The 19,546-nt window shown below is 37.4% G+C and carries 18 protein-coding genes and 4 pseudogenes; 18 read left to right on the top strand and 4 right to left on the bottom strand.

The window, feature by feature from the left end; all coding sequences use genetic code 11:
* Positions 1-58: 58 nt before the first annotated feature.
* The 8 genes and pseudogenes from OC529_RS00210 (at position 59) to OC529_RS00245 (ending at position 9,571) form a co-directional block, all read left to right on the top strand.
* A complete protein-coding gene (locus OC529_RS00210) occupies positions 59-451 on the top strand; it encodes a conjugal transfer protein (protein ID WP_000723888.1) in 393 nt (130 codons plus the stop codon).
* On the top strand, positions 435-2,882 hold the full coding sequence (locus OC529_RS00215; RefSeq protein WP_000331160.1) for an ATP-binding protein: 2,448 nt from the start codon (positions 435-437) through the stop codon (positions 2,880-2,882). The genes OC529_RS00210 and OC529_RS00215 overlap by 17 nt, the downstream gene beginning before the upstream one ends.
* 2 nt (positions 2,883-2,884) lie before the next feature.
* Positions 2,885-5,062 (top strand): CD3337/EF1877 family mobilome membrane protein, encoded by a 2,178-nt coding sequence (locus tag OC529_RS00220; protein ID WP_262081237.1) that lies wholly within the window; start codon positions 2,885-2,887, stop codon positions 5,060-5,062.
* On the top strand, positions 5,059-6,060 hold the full coding sequence (locus tag OC529_RS00225) for a lysozyme family protein (protein ID WP_000769868.1): 1,002 nt from the start codon (positions 5,059-5,061) through the stop codon (positions 6,058-6,060). The genes OC529_RS00220 and OC529_RS00225 overlap by 4 nt, the downstream gene beginning before the upstream one ends.
* A complete protein-coding gene (locus OC529_RS00230; RefSeq protein WP_001224318.1) occupies positions 6,057-6,989 on the top strand; it encodes a conjugal transfer protein in 933 nt (310 codons plus the stop codon). Before OC529_RS00225 ends, OC529_RS00230 begins: the two co-directional genes overlap by 4 nt.
* A 313-nt stretch (positions 6,990-7,302) precedes the next feature.
* Positions 7,303-7,350: pseudogene (locus OC529_RS11815) on the top strand (hypothetical protein); the annotation flags it as partial.
* 15 nt (positions 7,351-7,365) lie between these two features.
* The gene (gene tet(M) / locus OC529_RS00240) at positions 7,366-9,285 is read left to right on the top strand and encodes a tetracycline resistance ribosomal protection protein Tet(M) (protein WP_000691741.1); all 1,920 of its coding nucleotides are present in this window, start codon (positions 7,366-7,368) and stop codon (positions 9,283-9,285) included.
* Between the two features lie 118 nt (positions 9,286-9,403).
* Positions 9,404-9,571, top strand: a complete 168-nt coding sequence (locus tag OC529_RS00245) for a cysteine-rich KTR domain-containing protein (protein ID WP_000336323.1) — start codon at positions 9,404-9,406, stop codon at positions 9,569-9,571.
* A gap of 59 nt (positions 9,572-9,630) precedes the next feature.
* Here OC529_RS00245 and OC529_RS00250 read toward each other — a convergent pair.
* Positions 9,631-9,768 (bottom strand): annotated as a pseudogene (locus tag OC529_RS00250) (XRE family transcriptional regulator); the annotation flags it as partial.
* A 283-nt stretch (positions 9,769-10,051) separates the two neighbouring features.
* Here OC529_RS00250 and OC529_RS11730 point away from each other — a divergent pair.
* The 5 genes and pseudogenes from OC529_RS11730 to OC529_RS00270 all read left to right on the top strand — a co-directional run.
* A pseudogene (locus OC529_RS11730) lies at positions 10,052-10,137 on the top strand (MLS leader peptide); the annotation flags it as partial.
* 48 nt (positions 10,138-10,185) lie between these two features.
* Positions 10,186-10,269, top strand: coding sequence for a 23S rRNA methyltransferase attenuation leader peptide (locus OC529_RS00255; protein ID WP_001865637.1), 84 nt, complete (start codon positions 10,186-10,188; stop codon positions 10,267-10,269).
* A gap of 124 nt (positions 10,270-10,393) precedes the next feature.
* The gene (erm(B), locus tag OC529_RS00260) at positions 10,394-11,131 is read left to right on the top strand and encodes a 23S rRNA (adenine(2058)-N(6))-methyltransferase Erm(B) (RefSeq protein ID WP_001038790.1); all 738 of its coding nucleotides are present in this window, start codon (positions 10,394-10,396) and stop codon (positions 11,129-11,131) included.
* Between the two features lie 354 nt (positions 11,132-11,485).
* The gene (locus OC529_RS00265; RefSeq protein ID WP_000576156.1) at positions 11,486-12,040 is read left to right on the top strand and encodes a recombinase family protein; all 555 of its coding nucleotides are present in this window, start codon (positions 11,486-11,488) and stop codon (positions 12,038-12,040) included.
* Between the two features lie 3 nt (positions 12,041-12,043).
* Positions 12,044-14,962 carry a Tn3 family transposase gene (locus tag OC529_RS00270; RefSeq protein ID WP_218764190.1) on the top strand — a complete coding sequence of 973 codons (2,919 nt, stop codon included), beginning with the start codon at positions 12,044-12,046 and terminating at the stop codon, positions 14,960-14,962.
* A 73-nt stretch (positions 14,963-15,035) separates the two neighbouring features.
* On the opposite strand, the pseudogene OC529_RS00275 reads toward OC529_RS00270, so the two are convergent.
* A pseudogene (locus OC529_RS00275) lies at positions 15,036-15,257 on the bottom strand (helix-turn-helix domain-containing protein); the annotation flags it as partial.
* Positions 15,258-15,761: 504 nt separating this feature from the next.
* Here OC529_RS00275 and OC529_RS00280 point away from each other — a divergent pair.
* Complete coding sequence (locus OC529_RS00280) at positions 15,762-16,184, top strand: sigma-70 family RNA polymerase sigma factor (protein WP_000804885.1); 423 nt, start codon at positions 15,762-15,764, stop codon at positions 16,182-16,184.
* Positions 16,181-16,411, top strand: coding sequence for a helix-turn-helix domain-containing protein (locus OC529_RS00285; protein ID WP_000857133.1), 231 nt, complete (start codon positions 16,181-16,183; stop codon positions 16,409-16,411). The genes OC529_RS00280 and OC529_RS00285 overlap by 4 nt, the downstream gene beginning before the upstream one ends.
* A gap of 225 nt (positions 16,412-16,636) precedes the next feature.
* Here the strand turns inward: OC529_RS00285 and OC529_RS00290 are convergent, their stop codons facing one another.
* Positions 16,637-16,888 (bottom strand): hypothetical protein, encoded by a 252-nt coding sequence (locus OC529_RS00290; RefSeq protein ID WP_001845478.1) that lies wholly within the window; start codon positions 16,886-16,888, stop codon positions 16,637-16,639.
* Here OC529_RS00290 and OC529_RS00295 point away from each other — a divergent pair.
* The 3 genes from OC529_RS00295 to OC529_RS00305 all read left to right on the top strand — a co-directional run bounded on the left by OC529_RS00295 (position 16,872) and on the right by OC529_RS00305 (position 19,064).
* Positions 16,872-17,075, top strand: coding sequence for an excisionase (locus OC529_RS00295; protein WP_000814511.1), 204 nt, complete (start codon positions 16,872-16,874; stop codon positions 17,073-17,075). The genes OC529_RS00290 and OC529_RS00295 overlap by 17 nt on opposite strands.
* Positions 17,076-17,156: 81 nt before the next feature.
* Complete coding sequence (locus OC529_RS00300) at positions 17,157-18,374, top strand: tyrosine-type recombinase/integrase (RefSeq protein WP_001291561.1); 1,218 nt, start codon at positions 17,157-17,159, stop codon at positions 18,372-18,374.
* 276 nt (positions 18,375-18,650) lie between these two features.
* Positions 18,651-19,064 carry a hypothetical protein gene (locus tag OC529_RS00305; protein ID WP_078465556.1) on the top strand — a complete coding sequence of 138 codons (414 nt, stop codon included), beginning with the start codon at positions 18,651-18,653 and terminating at the stop codon, positions 19,062-19,064.
* 38 nt (positions 19,065-19,102) lie between these two features.
* Here the strand turns inward: OC529_RS00305 and dtd are convergent, their stop codons facing one another.
* Complete coding sequence (gene dtd, locus OC529_RS00310) at positions 19,103-19,546, bottom strand: D-aminoacyl-tRNA deacylase (RefSeq protein ID WP_000691419.1); 444 nt, start codon at positions 19,544-19,546, stop codon at positions 19,103-19,105.

A 19,546-nucleotide genomic window follows, 5' to 3' on the forward strand; every position in this document is an offset into this window, starting at 1 on the left:
TCTATTTTACGGGGTGGCTCAATCAGCTACCCCTATTTTTTATGAAAGGATTGATTACATGAAGAAAATACGAAGCTATACCAGTATCTGGTCTGTGGAAAAGGTACTGTATTCTATCAATGATTTTAGACTTCCGTTTCCCATAACCTTTACGCAAATGACATGGTTTGTCGTGTCACTCTTTGCAGTGATGATACTTGGCAACTTGCCCCCTCTTTCCATGATAGAGGGAGCATTTCTCAAATACTTTGGGATTCCTGTGGCTTTCACATGGTTTATGTCTACAAAAACTTTTGATGGTAAAAAGCCTTATGGATTTTTGAAGTCTGTCATTGCTTATGCACTGCGACCAAAGCTGACCTATGCAGGAAAAAAAGTAACGCTTGGCAGAAACCAGCCACAAGAAGCCATTACAGCAGTTAGGAGTGAATTTTATGGCATATCCAATTAAATACATTGAAAACAATCTCGTCTGGAATAAAGACGGGGAATGTTATGCTTACTATGAGCTTGTTCCTTACAATTACTCATTTCTAAGTCCAGAACAGAAAATACAAGTGCATGATTCTTTCAGACAGCTTATCGCACAAAATCGTGATGGCAAAATTCATGCTTTACAAATCAGTACAGAATCCAGCATACGTTCTGCACAAGAGCGTTCCAAAAATGAAGTCACTGGCAAGCTCAAAGCGGTTGCCTATGACAAAATCGACCAACAGACAGACGCTTTAATATCCATGATTGGCGAAAATCAAGTGAACTACCGTTTCTTTATCGGCTTTAAGTTGCTTCTCAACGATCAGGAGTTTTCTATGAAAAGTCTTACCGTTGAAGCAAAAAATGCTTTGTCTGATTTTGTCTATGATGTGAACCATAAGCTGATGGGCGATTTTGTTAGTATGAGTAATGATGAAATCCTGCGTTTTCAGAAGATGGAAAAGCTCTTAGAAAATAAAATCTCTCGTCGTTTCAAAATCCGCAGGTTAGATAAGGACGACTTCGGCTATCTGATTGAACACCTTTACGGACAGACAGGCACTGCCTATGAAGAGTATGAGTACCATCTATCAAAGAAAAAGCTGGATAATGAAACGCTGATTAAATACTATGACTTGATTAAGCCTACTCGCTGTTTGGTGGAAGAAAAACAGCGATATTTGAAAATCCAGCAGGAAGATGAAACCGTCTATGTAGCTTACTTTACCATTAACAGCATTGTCGGAGAACTGGACTTCCCGTCCTCTGAAATCTTCTACTACCAGCAACAGCAATTTACATTCCCGATTGATACGTCAATGAATGTGGAAATTGTAGCGAATCGTAAAGCCCTATCTACTGTCCGCAATAAAAAGAAAGAACTGAAAGACTTGGATAACCACGCTTGGCAAAGTGATAATGAAACCAGCTCCAATGTGGCGGAAGCTCTGGAAAGTGTGAATGAGCTGGAAACCAATTTAGACCAAAGCAAGGAATCTATGTACAAGCTGTCTTATGTGGTAAGGGTATCAGCAAATGATCTTGACGAACTCAAACGTCGTTGTAATGAAGTGAAAGATTTTTATGACGATTTAAGCGTAAAACTGGTACGACCATTTGGGGATATGCTCGGCTTACATGAAGAATTTTTACCTGCCAGCAAGCGTTATATGAATGATTATATTCAATACGTGACCTCTGATTTCCTCGCTGGTTTAGGTTTTGGTGCTACTCAAATGCTGGGGGAAAATGAGGGGATTTATGTTGGCTACAGCTTAGATACTGGACGCAATGTCTATCTGAAACCTGCTCTTGCCAGTCAAGGGGTTAAGGGTTCAGTAACCAATGCGTTAGCGTCGGCTTTTGTTGGTTCGCTGGGTGGTGGTAAATCCTTTGCGAATAACCTTATCGTCTATTATGCGGTGCTTTATGGGGCACAAGCAGTGATTGTAGACCCAAAAGCAGAACGTGGCAGATGGAAAGAAACCTTGCCAGAGATTTCCCATGAAATCAATATCGTCACTCTGACTTCTGATGAGAAAAACAAAGGCTTACTTGACCCTTATGTGATTATGAAAAATCCCAAAGATTCTGAATCACTGGCTATTGATATTCTGACATTCCTTACGGGGATTTCCTCTCGTGATGGGGAACGCTTCCCAATCCTTAGAAAAGCCATTCGTGCAGTAACCAATAGTGAAGTACGAGGGTTGATGAAAGTGATTGAGGAATTACGGGTTGAGAATACGCCACTAAGTACCAGTATAGCCGACCATATCGAAAGTTTTACAGACTATGACTTTGCACATTTATTATTCAGTAATGGTTATGTGGAGCAGTCTATCAGCTTAGAAAAACAACTGAACATTATACAGGTTGCGGACTTGGTACTTCCCGACAAGGAAACTTCCTTTGAGGAATATACCACTATGGAGCTTTTATCCGTTGCTATGCTGATTGTCATTAGTACCTTTGCTTTAGACTTTATCCATACAGACCGAAGCATTTTCAAGATTGTAGATTTAGACGAAGCATGGAGCTTTTTACAGGTAGCACAAGGAAAAACACTATCTATGAAGCTGGTTCGGGCTGGTCGTGCTATGAACGCTGGGGTATATTTCGTGACCCAAAATACAGACGACCTCTTAGATGAAAAACTGAAAAATAACCTCGGCTTAAAATTTGCATTTCGTTCCACTGACCTTAACGAGATTAAAAAGACCTTAGCCTTTTTTGGTGTAGACCCAGAGGACGAAAACAATCAGAAGCGATTGCGTGATTTGGAAAACGGGCAATGCCTTATCAGTGATTTATATGGTCGTGTCGGTGTGATACAGTTCCACCCTGTATTTGAAGAACTGCTCCATGCCTTTGATACCAGACCACCTGTGCGAAAAGAGGTGTAAATGTGAAACCATCAATAGTAAACAGAATAAAATCAAACTGGACGCTGAAACGTCTAGGTAAAGTGGCAATGACAGTGGCTTTCACACTTGTGATTGCCATTTTTCTTTTAGCCATGCTGGGAACGGTGGTTCAAGCTGCGGGCTTGGTAGATGATACGGTCAATGTGGCAAATGAATACAGCCGATACCCACTTGAAAACTATCAACTGGATTTTTATGTGGATAATAGCTGGGGCTGGCTTCCGTGGAACTGGTCGGACGGGATTGGAAAACAGGTCATGTATGGACTATATGCCATTACCAATTTTATTTGGACAATCAGTTTGTATGTTTCCAATGCGACAGGTTACTTAGTACAGGAAGCCTATTCCTTAGACTTCATTTCCGCTACAGCAGATTCCATTGGTAAGAATATGCAGACCTTAGCTGGTGTGAGTGCAAACGGATTTTCAACAGAGGGTTTCTATGTTGGATTCCTCTTACTCTTGATTTTGGTTCTTGGGGTTTATGTTGCCTATACGGGACTGATAAAGAGAGAAACCACAAAGGCAATTCATGCCATTATGAATTTTGTGCTGGTGTTTATCCTATCGGCTTCCTTTATTGCCTACGCTCCCGACTACATTAAAAAAATCAATGACTTTTCATCAGACATCAGTAATGCCAGTTTATCACTTGGCACGAAGATTGTCATGCCCCATTCCGATAGTCAAGGCAAGGACAGCGTGGACTTAATCAGAGATAGCCTGTTTTCCATACAGGTTCAGCAACCGTGGCTACTGCTTCAATACAACAGTTCAGACATTGAAAGTATCGGTATTGACCGTGTGGAAAGCCTGCTCTCCACCAGCCCAGATTCCAACAATGGCGAAGACAGAGAAAAAATTGTTGCGGAAGAAATTGAAGACAGAAGCAATACCAATCTAACCATTACAAAGACCATTAACCGTTTAGGTACAGTCTTCTTCCTATTTGTCTTCAATATTGGGATTTCCATATTTGTATTCCTATTAACAGGAATCATGATTTTCTCGCAGGTACTTTTTATCATCTATGCTATGTTTCTGCCTGTGAGCTTTATTTTAAGCATGATTCCATCATTTGATGGTATGTCAAAACGAGCCATAACAAAGCTCTTTAATACCATTTTGACACGAGCTGGAATCACATTGATTATTACGACAGCATTTAGTATTTCAACCATGCTCTATACCTTATCGGCTGGTTATCCGTTCTTTTTGATTGCTTTTCTACAGATTGTGACCTTTGCAGGAATCTACTTCAAGCTGGGCGATTTAATGAGTATGTTTTTTCTACAGAGTAACGATTCTCAAAGTGTGGGAAGTCGTGTGATGAGAAAACCTCGTATGCTTATGCACGCTCACATGCACCGTCTACAGCGGAAACTTGGACGTTCCATGACTACTCTAGGGGCTGGGTCTGCCATTGTTACAGGTAAAAAAGGACAGTCGGGTTCGGGGAGTTCTGCAAGGACACAAGCAGATCACTCCCGACCAGACGGAAAGGAAAAATCAACACTTGGAAAACGTATCGGTCAAACCATCGGTACAGTAGCTGATACCAAAGACAGAATGGTAGACACTGCTAGTGGTTTGAAAGAACAGGTTAAAGATTTGCCGACCAATGCAAGATATGCAGTATATCAAGGAAAATCCAAAGTAAAAGAGAATGTCCGTGATTTAACCAGTAGTATTTCTCAAACCAAAGCGGACAGAGCCAGTGGACGCAAGGAACAGCAGGAACAAAGGCGAAAAACCATTGCGAAGCGTCGCTCTGAAATGGAACAGGTCAAACAGAAAAAACAGCCTGCTTCTTCTGTTCATGAAAGACCGACTACAAGACAAGAACAATATCATGATGAACAGACCTCAAAACAGTCTAATATTCAGACTTCATATAAGGAATCTCAACAAGCCAAACAAGAGCGTCCAGCAGTTAAGTCCGATTTTTCAAGTCCAAAAGTGGAACGCCAAGGCAATACCGTTCAAGAAAAAACCGTTCAAAAGCCAGCAACTTCAACCACTACAGCAGATAGAACTTCACAACGTCCAATCACAAAAGAACGTCCGTCTACTGTTCAAAGAGTACCACTACAAAATACAAGAAGTAGACCACCAATCAAAACCGCCACCATTAAGAAAGTCGGTAAGAAACCATGAAGTTGAAAACTTTAGTGATTGGTGGTTCTGGATTATTCTTGATGGTCTTCTCACTGCTTCTGTTTGTTGCCATTTTATTTTCAGATGAACAGGACAGCGGAATTTCCAATATTCATTATGGAGGTGTGAATGTTTCCGCAGAAGTGCTGGCTCATAAGCCTATGGTAGAAAAATATGCCAAAGAATATGGCGTTGAAGAATATGTCAACATACTTCTTGCGATTATACAGGTGGAATCGGGCGGTACTGCGGAAGATGTTATGCAGTCCTCGGAATCCCTCGGTCTTCCACCTAATTCATTGAGTACAGAAGAATCCATTAAGCAAGGTGTGAAGTATTTCAGTGAATTATTAGCCAGTAGCGAAAGGCTCAGTGTAGATTTAGAATCGGTTATCCAGTCCTACAATTATGGTGGTGGTTTCTTAGGGTATGTGGCTAATCGTGGAAATAAATATACCTTTGAACTGGCTCAAAGTTTCTCAAAAGAGTATTCAGGTGGCGAAAAAGTGTCTTACCCCAATCCCATAGCCATACCTATCAATGGGGGCTGGCGATACAACTATGGCAATATGTTTTATGTGCAACTGGTAACGCAGTATCTTGTCACAACAGAGTTTGATGATGATACGGTACAAGCCATCATGGACGAAGCACTGAAATATGAGGGCTGGCGATACGTTTACGGTGGAGCTTCCCCGACTACTTCTTTTGATTGTAGCGGACTGACACAATGGACGTATGGAAAAGCTGGAATTAACTTACCACGAACCGCACAACAGCAATATGATGTGACCCAGCATATCCCACTATCGGAAGCACAAGCTGGCGATTTGGTTTTCTTTCATTCTACCTATAACGCTGGCTCTTATATTACTCATGTTGGGATATACCTTGGCAATAACCGTATGTTTCATGCAGGCGACCCAATCGGTTATGCCGACTTAACAAGCCCCTACTGGCAACAGCATTTAGTGGGAGCAGGACGAATCAAACAATGAGAAAGGAAGATTTAATGATGAAATTTAGAAAAAATCAGAATAAAGAAAAACAGATACCAAAGGAAAAGAAACCTCGTGTCTATAAGGTCAATCCTCATAAAAAGGTTGTGATTGCCTTGTGGGTACTTTTAGGGCTTAGTTTCAGCTTTGCGATATTCAAGCACTTTACAGCTATAGATACTCATACTATTCACGAAACAACTATCATAGAAAAGGAATACGTTGATACTCATCATGTAGAAAATTTTGTAGAGAACTTTGCGAAAGTCTACTATTCATGGGAGCAATCCGATAAGTCCATTGATAATCGAATGGAAAGTCTAAAAGGCTATCTGACAGATGAACTTCAAGCTCTCAATGTTGATACAGTACGCAAAGATATTCCTGTATCGTCTTCTGTAAGAGGATTTCAGATATGGACGGTAGAGCCAACTGGCGACAATGAGTTTAATGTAACCTACAGTGTAGACCAGCTCATTACAGAGGGAGAAAATACAAAGACCGTCCACTCTGCTTATATAGTGAGTGTCTATGTAGATGGTTCTGGAAATATGGTACTGGTTAAGAATCCGACCATTACCAACATACCTAAGAAATCAAGTTATAAACCAAAAGCCATTGAAAGTGAGGGGACGGTTGATTCCATTACAACCAATGAAATCAATGAGTTTTTAACGACGTTCTTCAAGCTCTATCCTACAGCGACAGCCAGTGAACTTTCCTACTATGTGAATGACGGGATATTAAAACCAATCGGAAAAGAGTACATCTTTCAAGAACTGGTAAATCCTATTCACAATCGTAAGGATAATCAAGTCACGGTATCGCTGACAGTGGAGTATATCGACCAGCAGACCAAAGCAACGCAGGTATCTCAATTTGATTTGGTACTTGAAAAGAACGGGAGTAATTGGAAGATTATAGAATAACAAATATTGGTACATTATTACAGCTATTTTGTAATCACGTACTCTCTTTGATAAAAAATTGGAGATTCCTTTACAAATATGCTCTTACGTGCTATAATTTAAGTATCTATTTAAAAGGAGTTAATAAATATGCGGCAAGGTATTCTTAAATAAACTGTCAATTTGATAGTGGGAACAAATAATTGGATGTCCTTTTTTAGGAGGGCTTAGTTTTTTGTACCCAGTTTAAGAATACCTTTATCATGTGATTCTAAAGTATCCGGAGAATATCTGTATGCTTTGTATGCCTATGGTTATGCATAAAAATCCCAGTGATAAGAGTATTTATCACTGGGATTTTTATGCCCTTTTGGGCTTTTGAATGGAGGAAAATCACATGAAAATTATTAATATTGGAGTTTTAGCTCATGTTGATGCGGGAAAAACTACCTTAACAGAAAGCTTATTATATAACAGTGGAGCGATTACAGAATTAGGAAGCGTGGACAAAGGTACAACGAGGACGGATAATACGCTTTTAGAACGTCAGAGAGGAATTACAATTCAGACAGGAATAACCTCTTTTCAGTGGGAAAATACGAAGGTGAACATCATAGACACGCCAGGACATATGGATTTCTTAGCAGAAGTATATCGTTCATTATCAGTTTTAGATGGGGCAATTCTACTGATTTCTGCAAAAGATGGCGTACAAGCACAAACTCGTATATTATTTCATGCACTTAGGAAAATGGGGATTCCCACAATCTTTTTTATCAATAAGATTGACCAAAATGGAATTGATTTATCAACGGTTTATCAGGATATTAAAGAGAAACTTTCTGCCGAAATTGTAATCAAACAGAAGGTAGAACTGTATCCTAATATGTGTGTGACGAACTTTACCGAATCTGAACAATGGGATACGGTAATAGAGGGAAACGATGACCTTTTAGAGAAATATATGTCCGGTAAATCATTAGAAGCATTGGAACTCGAACAAGAGGAAAGCATAAGATTTCAGAATTGTTCTCTGTTCCCTCTTTATCATGGAAGTGCAAAAAGTAATATAGGGATTGATAACCTTATAGAAGTTATTACTAATAAATTTTATTCATCAACACATCGAGGTCAGTCTGAACTTTGCGGAAAAGTTTTCAAAATTGAGTATTCGGAAAAAAGACAGCGTCTTGCATATATACGTCTTTATAGTGGCGTACTGCATTTGCGAGATTCGGTTAGAATATCGGAAAAGGAAAAAATAAAAATTACAGAAATGTATACTTCAATAAATGGTGAATTATGTAAAATCGATAAGGCTTATTCCGGGGAAATTGTTATTTTGCAGAATGAGTTTTTGAAGTTAAATAGTGTTCTTGGAGATACAAAGCTATTGCCACAGAGAGAGAGAATTGAAAATCCCCTCCCTCTGCTGCAAACGACTGTTGAACCGAGCAAACCTCAACAAAGGGAAATGTTACTTGATGCACTTTTAGAAATCTCCGACAGTGACCCGCTTCTGCGATATTATGTGGATTCTGCGACACATGAAATCATACTTTCTTTCTTAGGGAAAGTACAAATGGAAGTGACTTGTGCTCTGCTGCAAGAAAAGTATCATGTGGAGATAGAAATAAAAGAGCCTACAGTCATTTATATGGAAAGACCGTTAAAAAAAGCAGAGTATACCATTCACATCGAAGTTCCACCGAATCCTTTCTGGGCTTCCATTGGTCTATCTGTAGCACAGCTTCCATTAGGGAGCGGAGTACAGTATGAGAGCTCGGTTTCTCTTGGATACTTAAATCAATCGTTTCAAAATGCAGTTATGGAGGGGATACGCTATGGTTGTGAACAAGGATTGTATGGTTGGAATGTGACGGACTGTAAAATCTGTTTTAAGTATGGCTTATACTATAGCCCTGTTAGTACCCCAGCAGATTTTCGGATGCTTGCTCCTATTGTATTGGAACAAGTCTTAAAAAAAGCTGGAACAGAATTGTTAGAGCCATATCTTAGTTTTAAAATTTATGCGCCACAGGAATATCTTTCACGAGCATACAACGATGCTCCTAAATATTGTGCGAACATCGTAGACACTCAATTGAAAAATAATGAGGTCATTCTTAGTGGAGAAATCCCTGCTCGGTGTATTCAAGAATATCGTAGTGATTTAACTTTCTTTACAAATGGACGTAGTGTTTGTTTAACAGAGTTAAAAGGGTACCATGTTACTACCGGTGAACCTGTTTGCCAGCCCCGTCGTCCAAATAGTCGGATAGATAAAGTACGATATATGTTCAATAAAATAACTTAGTGTATTTTATGTTGTTATATAAATATGGTTTCTTGTTAAATAAGATGAAATATTTTTTAATAAAGATTTGAATTAAAGTGTAAAGGAGGAGATAGTTATTATAAACTACAAGTGGATATTGTGTCCTGTATGTGGAAATAAAACACGATTAAAGATAAGGGAAGATACTGAATTAAAAAAATTCCCCCTCTATTGTCCGAAATGCAGACAAGAAAATTTAATTGAAATAAAGCAGTTCAAAGTAACTGTGATTACAGAGCCAGACGCAAAGACGCAGAGCCGATAAAATGAGATTAATACAATCTCATTTTATCGGCTCTTTCCGTTATGTATGGATTCTTTTAATTAGTCTTCGATGTTTCTTGCTTCGTTGATACCGCTGGCTAAAGATTCCATTAAGGATAGTTCTTTGTCTGTAAAGCTATCCATGTATTTCTCTATCTGTAATCGTCGGGTGCTTTTTACCAAGTTATTAGCAGGTAGGGGTCCCGAGCGCCTACGAGGAATTTGTATCGATAAGAAATAGATTTAAAAATTTCGCTGTTATTTTGTACATTTAACTTGACGGTGACATCTCTCTATTGTGAGTTATTAGTGGTACAGTTTTCAACCGTTTTAATTATAAAAAAGTGGTGCATTTTTAAATTAGCACAAACAGGTAACGGTTATTGCAGGTGTATTTCTTATCTATGGGTTTAACATGGATTTTATCATTAAAATCATGAGTATTGTCCGAGAGTGATTGGTCTTGCGTATGGTTAACCCTAAAGTTATGGAAATAAGACTTAGAAGCAAACTTAAGAGTGTGTTGATAGTGCATTATCTTAAAATTTTGTGTATAATAGGAATTGAAGTTAAATTAGATGCTAAAAATTTGTAATTAAGAAGGAGGGATTCGTCATGTTGGTATTCCAAATGCGTAATGTAGATAAAACATCTACTGTTTTGAAACAGACTAAAAACAGTGATTACACAGATAAATAAATACGTTAGATTAATTCCTACCAGTGACTAATCTTATGACTTTTTAAACAGATAACTAAAATTACAAACAAATCGTTTAACTTCTGTATTTATTTACAGATGTAATCACTTCAGGAGTGATTACATGAACAAAAATATAAAATATTCTCAAAACTTTTTAACGAGTGAAAAAGTACTCAACCAAATAATAAAACAATTGAATTTAAAAGAAACCGATACCGTTTACGAAATTGGAACAGGTAAAGGGCATTTAACGACGAAACTGGCTAAAATAAGTAAACAGGTAACGTCTATTGAATTAGACAGTCATCTATTCAACTTATCGTCAGAAAAATTAAAACTGAACATTCGTGTCACTTTAATTCACCAAGATATTCTACAGTTTCAATTCCCTAACAAACAGAGGTATAAAATTGTTGGGAATATTCCTTACCATTTAAGCACACAAATTATTAAAAAAGTGGTTTTTGAAAGCCATGCGTCTGACATCTATCTGATTGTTGAAGAAGGATTCTACAAGCGTACCTTGGATATTCACCGAACACTAGGGTTGCTCTTGCACACTCAAGTCTCGATTCAGCAATTGCTTAAGCTGCCAGCGGAATGCTTTCATCCTAAACCAAAAGTAAACAGTGTCTTAATAAAACTTACCCGCCATACCACAGATGTTCCAGATAAATATTGGAAGCTATATACGTACTTTGTTTCAAAATGGGTCAATCGAGAATATCGTCAACTGTTTACTAAAAATCAGTTTCATCAAGCAATGAAACACGCCAAAGTAAACAATTTAAGTACCGTTACTTATGAGCAAGTATTGTCTATTTTTAATAGTTATCTATTATTTAACGGGAGGAAATAATTCTATGAGTCGCTTTTGTAAATTTGGAAAGTTACACGTTACTAAAGGGAATGTAGATAAATTATTAGGTATACTACTGACAGCTTCCAAGGAGCTAAAGAGGTCCCTAGCGCCTACGGGGAATTTGTATCGATAAGGAATAGATTTAAAAATTTCGCTGTTATTTTGTACAATAAGGATAAATTTGAATGGTACCATAAACGACCGTTTATGGTACCTTTTCATTTTCCTGCTTTTTCTAAATGTTTTTTAAGTAAATCAAGTACCAAAATCCGTTCCTTTTTCATAGTTCCTATATAGTTATACTTAATGAGTTATGGTACATTTAAATTATAAAATTAAGGAGGTTTTTTTATGATTTTTGGCTATGCTCGAGTGAGTACGGATGATCAAAATCTTAGTTTACAAATTGATGCACTTACTCATTATGGAATTGATAAATTATTTCAAGAAAAAGTAACTGGTGCGAAAAAAGACCGACCGCAATTAGAAGAAATGATCAACCTACTACGTGAAGGAGATTCTGTTGTCATTTACAAGTTAGATCGAATTTCACGATCAACTAAACATTTGATTGAACTTTCTGAATTATTTGAAGAACTTAGTGTCAATTTTATATCTATTCAAGATAACGTAGATACTTCAACGTCTATGGGAAGATTCTTTTTCCGAGTTATGGCTAGTTTAGCAGAACTGGAACGGGATATTATTATTGAACGAACTAACTCTGGTCTTAAGGCAGCCAGAGTCCGAGGAAAAAAAGGGGGCCGTCCAAGTAAAGGTAAGCTATCAATTGATTTAGCTTTAAAAATGTATGACAGCAAAGAGTATTCTATTCGTCAAATTCTTGATGCCTCTAAATTAAGCAAAACAACCTTTTACCGTTACCTCAATAAAAGGAATGCTTAAGATATGGCTATGAAAAGAATTTTAACTACTTCACAGCGTGAACAACTTCTTTCTGTAGACCACTTATCAGAAGAGGATTTTAAAGCGTATTTTAGTTTTTCTGATTATGATCTGGAGGTTATTAATCAACACCGTGGAAAGGTCAATAAACTAGGATTTGCGATACAACTTTGTTTGGCCCGGTATCCTGGGTGTTCTTTAAGTAATTGGCCGATTAAATCAACCAGACTAACTTCTTATGTGAGTCGACAGCTCCATCTTGATGCAATTGATTTAAATTCATATGAACATAGAAATACACGTGCAAATCACTTCAACGAGATCTTAGAAGTATTCAACTATCATCGATTCGGTAGTGCTAATACACAAAAACAGTTAATAGAATATTTAATTGAACTAGCTTTAGAAAATGATGACTCTATCTATCTAATGAAAAAAACAATTGATTTCTTAACTCGAAAAAGAATTATTTTTCCATCTATAGCTACACTTGAAGACATTATAAGCCGCTGTCGAGATAAAGCAGAAAACAACTTATTTTCAATATTACTCTGTTCATTAACAGATATACAAATTGAAAAACTAGAGAGTTTGTTTCAAATTTATGAAGAGACGAAAATAACTAAACTCGCTTGGCTAAAAGACATTCCAGGTAAGGCAAATCCAGAAAGCTTTATGAGTATTTGTAAAAAAGTGGAAGTGATTGCTTCCATGGGACTCGGGACAATTAATGTCTCCCATATTAATCGGAACAGGTTTCTTCAGCTAGCTAGACTAGGGGAAAATTATGATGCATATGACTTCTCCCGTTTTGAGCTTGAAAAAAGATACTCTTTACTTATTGCTTTTTTAGTCAATCATCATCAATATCTGATCGATCAACTGATTGAGATTAATGACCGCATTTTAGCAAGTATTAAACGCAAAGGGACACGTGATTCACAAGAACAGTTAAAAGAAAAAGGAAAATTGGCTACTAAAAAATTGGAACATTATGCTTCTTTAATTGATGCTCTTCACTTTGCAAAAGATAATGATAGTAATCCTTTTGACGAAATTGAACGAATCATGCCTTGGGAAGATTTAGTACAAGATGGAGAAGAAGCTAAAAAAATTACAGGTAATAAAAATCATGGCTATTTAGAAATGGTTCGAAATAAAGCTAATTACCTCCGAAGATACACGCCAATGTTATTGAGGACCCTTTCGTTCAAAGCAACTCCGGCAGCAAATCCAGTCCTCATGGCCCTAACTCAACTAACTGATTTACACAATAGTGGTAAAAGAAAAATACCGGCAGATACTTCTACTGATTTTGTGAGTAAAAAATGGAAAAGCCTTGTTCGGCCAGAAGAGGGGAAAATAGATCGGTCTTACTATGAGTTAGTAGCTTTCACCGAGCTAAAGAACAATATTCGATCAGGAGATATTTCAGTTGAAGGAAGTATGATCCATCGAAATATTGATGATTACTTAGTTGATTTATCTGCTTGTATTGATTCAGAAACTATTCCAGACACGTTTGAGGACTATTTAAAGGATCGGGAAATAATTTTAGATTTACAGCTTCAATTTTATTCGACAGTTGATAAGAGAATTTCAAGAGCAAACCTTAAAAAGTTGGAAAAAGTTACACCTAGCGAAGCAGAAATATATAGAAAAAAACTTTATTCAATAATTCCTAAGATAAGGCTTAGTGATCTTTTAATTGAGGTGGACAGTTGGACCAACTTTTCACAAGAATTTAGTCATGATTCTACAGGGAAACCGCCGAGTGAACAAGAAAGAAAAATTATTTTTGCTGCTTTGCTGGGTTTAGGGATGAATATTGGTCTTGAAAAAATGGCCCAATCAACTCCTGGAATTTCTTATTCTCAGTTAGCCAATGCCAAACAATGGCGCTTTTATAAAGAAGCTCTGACTCGTGCTCAATCTGTTTTGGTTAATTATCAGTTAAAGCTTCCTGTTGCAGACTTTTGGGGTGAAGGAAAAACCACTGCTTCAGACGGAATGCGCGTCCCAGTGGGCGTCTCAGCTCTAAAATCCGATGTTAATCCACATTACAAAAGTATGGAAAAAGGAGCTACAATGATTCGATCAATAAATGATAGGCATACGACTCATCATATCGAGGTTGCTTCAACTAATACAAGGGAAGCTACTCATACCCTTGATGGCCTACTTTATCATGAAACAGATCTAGATATTGAGGAACATTTTACTGATACAAATGGGTATTCTGATCAGGTGTTTGGAATGACCGCATTACTAGGCTTTGATTTTGAACCTCGCATCAGAAATATAAAAAAATCACAATTATTTTCTATCAAATCACCTTCCTACTACCCTAACTTATCAGAAGATATAAGCGGAAAAATCAATGTAAAAATTATTGAAGAAAACTATGATGAAATTAAACGAATCGCCTATTCGATTCAAACAGGAAAAGTATCTAGTTCTTTACTATTAGGAAAGCTAGGCTCATACGCACGTAAGAATAGAGTAGCTCTTGCACTGAGAGAACTAGGTCGCATTGAAAAGAGCATTTTTATGATAGATTATATTACAGATAGTGAGCTACGGCGAAGGATCACTCATGGACTAAATAAGACAGAAGCGATTAATGCTTTAGCTAGAGAACTATTTTTTGGGCGACGCGGAAAATTTATGGAGCGCGATATTCGCCGACAACTTCAAAGTGCTAGTGCGCTTAATGTGTTAATAAATGCAATAAGTATATGGAACGCCGTCTACTTACAAGCAGCTTATAATTATCTCGTCAAAATAGATCCCGAAGTAACTAAGTATATGAAGCATGTATCTCCTATTAATTGGGAGCATATCACTTTTCTTGGAGAGTATAAATTTGACTTGTTATCTATTCCTAAACACTTAAGAGAATTGAATATAAAAAATAAATAGGCCTTGAAACATTGGTTTAGTGGGAATTTGTACCCCTTATCGATACAAATTCCCACTAAGCGCTCGGGACCCCAGGTAAGAAAAATTCATCAACGGAAACATGAAGTAACGATACAAGGTCATAAAGAACTTGTATGCTGGGGTGTTGCCCTTTATTTTCAATATTAGTTAAGTACCGTGGGTCAATTTCAATCAATGCTCCCACTTGTTCACGAGTTAAACCTCGTTTCAATCGAGCTTCTTTAATGGCTAAACCAAAGGCTCTAAAATCATATTTATCTTCTTTTTTACGCATAGTAGACCACCTCTATACATTTTATTGTTCCTACTGAATTAAAAACAGGTATAGAAAAACGTGTTATATGGTTTATAGGTTTATATTTAATAAAAAGCACTACTAAACGCCAATAAAAAAAACCGTTATATGGTAGTGCTATTTACGCTGTTAAAATATTGTATATTACTTCCAAATGGCGGTTTGTTGGAGGTCAACGTCGCCATGAAGTACATCATATACAATAAATTTCCTTACATTGGGTTCTTGTCAAAAAAAGTCGTCTATCTGCAATAGATAAGTACGTCCACCAATGTGGTTTTATAAATCATATAGATAGAATAACAGAAGCATGTAAACAGAGAAATAAATCTGTTTATATGCTTTTTTGGCTATTCAGAACTTTTTTACAAAGTTTATTTATCAGTAATGCAACAAATCCCCCTTTCACATTGGGACTAAGAGTGAAAGGAGATAAACGAGCAAGGCTCACTTCCTTTCCTAGACAGAAAGGGGGTGAGAAACATGAAACCATCTTCTTTTCAGACCACAATAGAAAATCAGTTTGACTATATCTGTAAACGTGCTATGGAAGACGAGCGAAAGAATTATATGCTTTATCTTTCAAGGATTGCAAAGCGTGAGGTGTCCTTTTCGGATGTTGGCGATTATCTTGTTAGCCAGTTTGCGACAACAGATAACTATTCAACTGACTTTCAGATTTTTACACTCAATGGGTTATCAGTAGGCGTTGAAAATGATTTGTTGAGTGAAGCATTACGTGAGTTGCCAGACAAGAAACGTGAAATTCTACTGCTGTTTTACTTTATGGACATGAGCGATTCAGAAATTGCAGACCTGTTGAAATTGAACCGTTCTACTGTCTATCGGCATAGAACCAGTGGACTAGCCTTAATTAAAAAGTTTATGGAGGAATTTGAAGAATGAAAACACAATATCCTATGATTCCCTTTCCTCTCATTGTAAAGGCAACAGATGGCGATACCGAAGCGATTAACCAGATTCTACATCATTACAGAGGGTACATAACGAAGCGTTCCCTACGACTTATGAAAGATGAATATGGCAATCAAAGTATGGTCGTTGATGAAGTCTTACGTGGAAGAATGGAAACCAGACTGATTACAAAGATTTTGTCATTTGAAATTAAGTAATATCCTCTCTCCTTTCGTGGAAGCGTGCTAAACCATTCCACGCTTCCCGAACAGGGAGGTTTGTTATTCCACCAAAGCATATTGAGCTTTCAATGTGTTTTGATAGGCTAACGAGCCATTGTTCTTTGAAAACTGAATAAAAGTAATCGAATACGTTTCGATAAGAAAAGAGCCAACGGAACTAACCGCCATGACCTATCTTATAAAGATAGCGAGCGATTCATGTTAGTGATCCGAGAAGCAATCTTTAGCAGGATTGCCTGCAACGACATTCTTATCGTGATAATGATACTCCCATACAGTCAATAGTCCGAGCGTGATAAAACCGTCGCAGGCAATGAGTATGGCTACATGAGAACCATGCAGGGGTGGAACTCCCGTGAGCTTTGCTAAAGCTGTTCGATTGCTGGTAAAACAACTTTTATGAAATCCAAATAAGTGATTTGGAAAGGAGGATTTTATGAAGCAGACTGACATTCCTATTTGGGAACGTTATACCCTAACCATTGAAGAAGCGTCAAAATATTTTCGTATTGGCGAAAACAAGCTACGACGCTTGGCAGAGGAAAATAAAAATGCAAATTGGCTGATTATGAATGGCAATCGTATTCAGATTAAACGAAAACAATTTGAAAAAATTATAGATACATTGGACGCAATCTAGCGTCGCCAAAGGGTCTTGTATATGATAAAATAGTATTAAGTCGTATCAAGGCTCTTTCCATAAAGGAAAGGAGCAAATGCCATGTCAGAAAAAAGACGTGACAATAAAGGTCGAATCTTAAAGACTGGAGAGAGCCAACGAAAAGACGGAAGATACTTATACAAATATATAGATTCATTTGGAGAACCGCAATTTGTTTACTCGTGGAAACTTGTGGCTACAGACCGAGTACCAGCAGGAAAGCGTGATTGTATCTCACTTAGAGAGAAAATCGCAGAGTTACAGAAAGACATTCATGATGGTATTGATGTTGTAGGAAAGAAAATGACACTCTGCCAGCTTTACGCAAAACAGAACGCTCAAAGACCAAAGGTTAGAAAAAACACTGAAACTGGACGCAAATATCTTATGGATATTTTGAAGAAAGACAAGTTAGGTGTAAGAAGTATTGACAGTATTAAGCCATCAGACGCTAAAGAATGGGCTATTAGAATGAGTGAAAATGGTTATGCTTATCAAACCATCAATAACTACAAACGTTCTTTAAAGGCTTCATTCTATATTGCTATACAAGATGATTGTGTTCGGAAGAATCCATTTGACTTTCAACTGAAAGCAGTTCTTGATGATGATACTGTCCCTAAGACCGTACTAACAGAAGAACAGGAAGAAAAACTGTTAGCCTTTGCAAAAGCTGATAAAACCTACAGCAAAAATTATGATGAAATTCTGATACTCTTAAAAACAGGTCTTCGTATTTCAGAGTTTGGTGGTTTGACACTTCCAGATTTAGATTTTGAGAATCGTCTTGTCAATATAGACCATCAGCTATTGAGAGATACTGAAATTGGGTACTACATTGAAACACCAAAGACCAAAAGTGGCGAACGTCAAGTTCCTATGGTTGAAGAAGCCTATCAAGCATTTAAGCGAGTGTTAGCGAATCGAAAGAATGATAAGCGTGTTGAGATTGATGGATATAGTGATTTCCTCTTTCTTAATAGAAAGAACTATCCAAAAGTGGCAAGTGATTACAACGGCATGATGAAAGGTCTTGTTAAGAAATACAATAAGTATAACGAGGATAAATTGCCACACATCACTCCACATAGTTTGCGACATACATTCTGTACCAACTATGCAAATGCAGGAATGAATCCAAAGGCATTACAGTACATTATGGGACATGCTAATATAGCCATGACGCTGAACTATTACGCACATGCAACATTCGATTCTGCAATGGCAGAAATGAAACGCTTGAATAAAGAGAAGCAACAGGAGCGTCTTGTTGCTTAGTAGTACAAATGAATTTACTACTTATTTACCACTTCTGACAGCTAAGACATGAGGAAATATGCAAAGAAACGTGAAGTATCTTCCTACAGTAAAAATACTCGAAAGCACATAGAATAAGGCTTTACGAGCATTTAAGAAAATATAAAAAGATAATTAGAAATTTATACTTTGTTTCAAAGAAAAAAGATAGTAAACGCTTTCACGCTCCAACTAAATATTGTATAATAATTATATTCAATATTACGTCACTAACAGATGAAAAAAGGAGGTTTTAGCATGAAAAAAATCATCTTCATCAAAACCATTGAGCTCCTTGCCATCGATGGAATTATGCTGGCATTTTTGACATTTAAAGAGGGGCTCACTTGGGATTGGATTTTAATTTATAGTGGTTGGCTCATTTTCTTTCACCCTGTGCTATTGGCCTATCTTTCAAACCAGCTTTGTGACCACTTTAGTCACCTCTATTCCCAGATTAGACCAAAATTCTGGCATTTTGCCTTACAAATCCTTCTATGGGATAGCCTGATGATTCTCTCCTTGATATGTTTGAGTGGTGTGCCACTTCTCCTTCAGGGAACTCTCCTAATCCTAGGACATCTCATCTCTTCCTATCGCATAAGCCAAAGACTGAAAAGAGACTTCCCAAAAGCCTATCAAGAAACGATTTCATTTTGGAGTATTTTATGATAGATGAGAAAAACCAAGCCGACTGGGCTTGGTCTTTCTTATCTATTTTTAGTATCTAGGATAATGGTAACTGGTCCGTCATTGACCAGCTCAACTTGCATATCCGCTCCAAAGATACCTGTCTGAACGGGTACTTCTTGCGCTAATTTTTGATTGAAAGCGTCATAGAAGTCTGATGCCATATCAGGCTTGGCTGCTCCTGTGAAGGCTGGACGATTGCCTTTCTTGGTATCCGCAAAGAGGGTAAACTGAGAAATAGAAAGGATTTCTCCTTCAATATCTTTGACAGACAGGTTCATCTTACCTTCTGCGTCTGAAAAAATCCGCATATTGACAAGCTTTCTCACAGCATAGTCCAAATCTTCCTCTTGGTCCTCTGGTCCAACACCAACCAGCAATAAGAGTCCCTGATTGATTTTGCCCTGAACCTGACCTTCGATACTCACTTGGGCTTTTTTAACCCGTTGGATAATGATTTTCAT

It is taken from the genome of Streptococcus sp. Marseille-Q5855, assembly GCF_946901985.1.
Classification (GTDB): domain Bacteria; phylum Bacillota; class Bacilli; order Lactobacillales; family Streptococcaceae; genus Streptococcus.

Excerpts from the sequence above, each read along its gene's own strand:
- OC529_RS00210 (WP_000723888.1), top strand. The coding sequence starts at position 59 with ATGAAGAAAATACGAAGCTATACCAGTATCTGGTCTGTGGAAAAGGTA.
- OC529_RS00215 (WP_000331160.1), top strand. The coding sequence starts at position 435 with ATGGCATATCCAATTAAATACATTGAAAACAATCTCGTCTGGAATAAA.
- OC529_RS00225 (WP_000769868.1), top strand. The coding sequence starts at position 5,059 with ATGAAGTTGAAAACTTTAGTGATTGGTGGTTCTGGATTATTCTTGATG.
- OC529_RS00230 (WP_001224318.1), top strand. The coding sequence starts at position 6,057 with ATGAGAAAGGAAGATTTAATGATGAAATTTAGAAAAAATCAGAATAAA.
- OC529_RS00255 (WP_001865637.1), top strand. The coding sequence starts at position 10,186 with ATGTTGGTATTCCAAATGCGTAATGTAGATAAAACATCTACTGTTTTG.
- OC529_RS00265 (WP_000576156.1), top strand. The coding sequence starts at position 11,486 with ATGATTTTTGGCTATGCTCGAGTGAGTACGGATGATCAAAATCTTAGT.
- OC529_RS00270 (WP_218764190.1), top strand. The coding sequence starts at position 12,044 with ATGGCTATGAAAAGAATTTTAACTACTTCACAGCGTGAACAACTTCTT.
- OC529_RS00280 (WP_000804885.1), top strand. The coding sequence starts at position 15,762 with ATGAAACCATCTTCTTTTCAGACCACAATAGAAAATCAGTTTGACTAT.
- OC529_RS00285 (WP_000857133.1), top strand. The coding sequence starts at position 16,181 with ATGAAAACACAATATCCTATGATTCCCTTTCCTCTCATTGTAAAGGCA.
- OC529_RS00295 (WP_000814511.1), top strand. The coding sequence starts at position 16,872 with ATGAAGCAGACTGACATTCCTATTTGGGAACGTTATACCCTAACCATT.
- OC529_RS00290 (WP_001845478.1), bottom strand. The coding sequence starts at position 16,888 with ATGTCAGTCTGCTTCATAAAATCCTCCTTTCCAAATCACTTATTTGGA.
- OC529_RS00300 (WP_001291561.1), top strand. The coding sequence starts at position 17,157 with ATGTCAGAAAAAAGACGTGACAATAAAGGTCGAATCTTAAAGACTGGA.
- OC529_RS00305 (WP_078465556.1), top strand. The coding sequence starts at position 18,651 with ATGAAAAAAATCATCTTCATCAAAACCATTGAGCTCCTTGCCATCGAT.
- dtd (WP_000691419.1), bottom strand. The coding sequence starts at position 19,546 with ATGAAAATCATTATCCAACGGGTTAAAAAAGCCCAAGTGAGTATCGAA.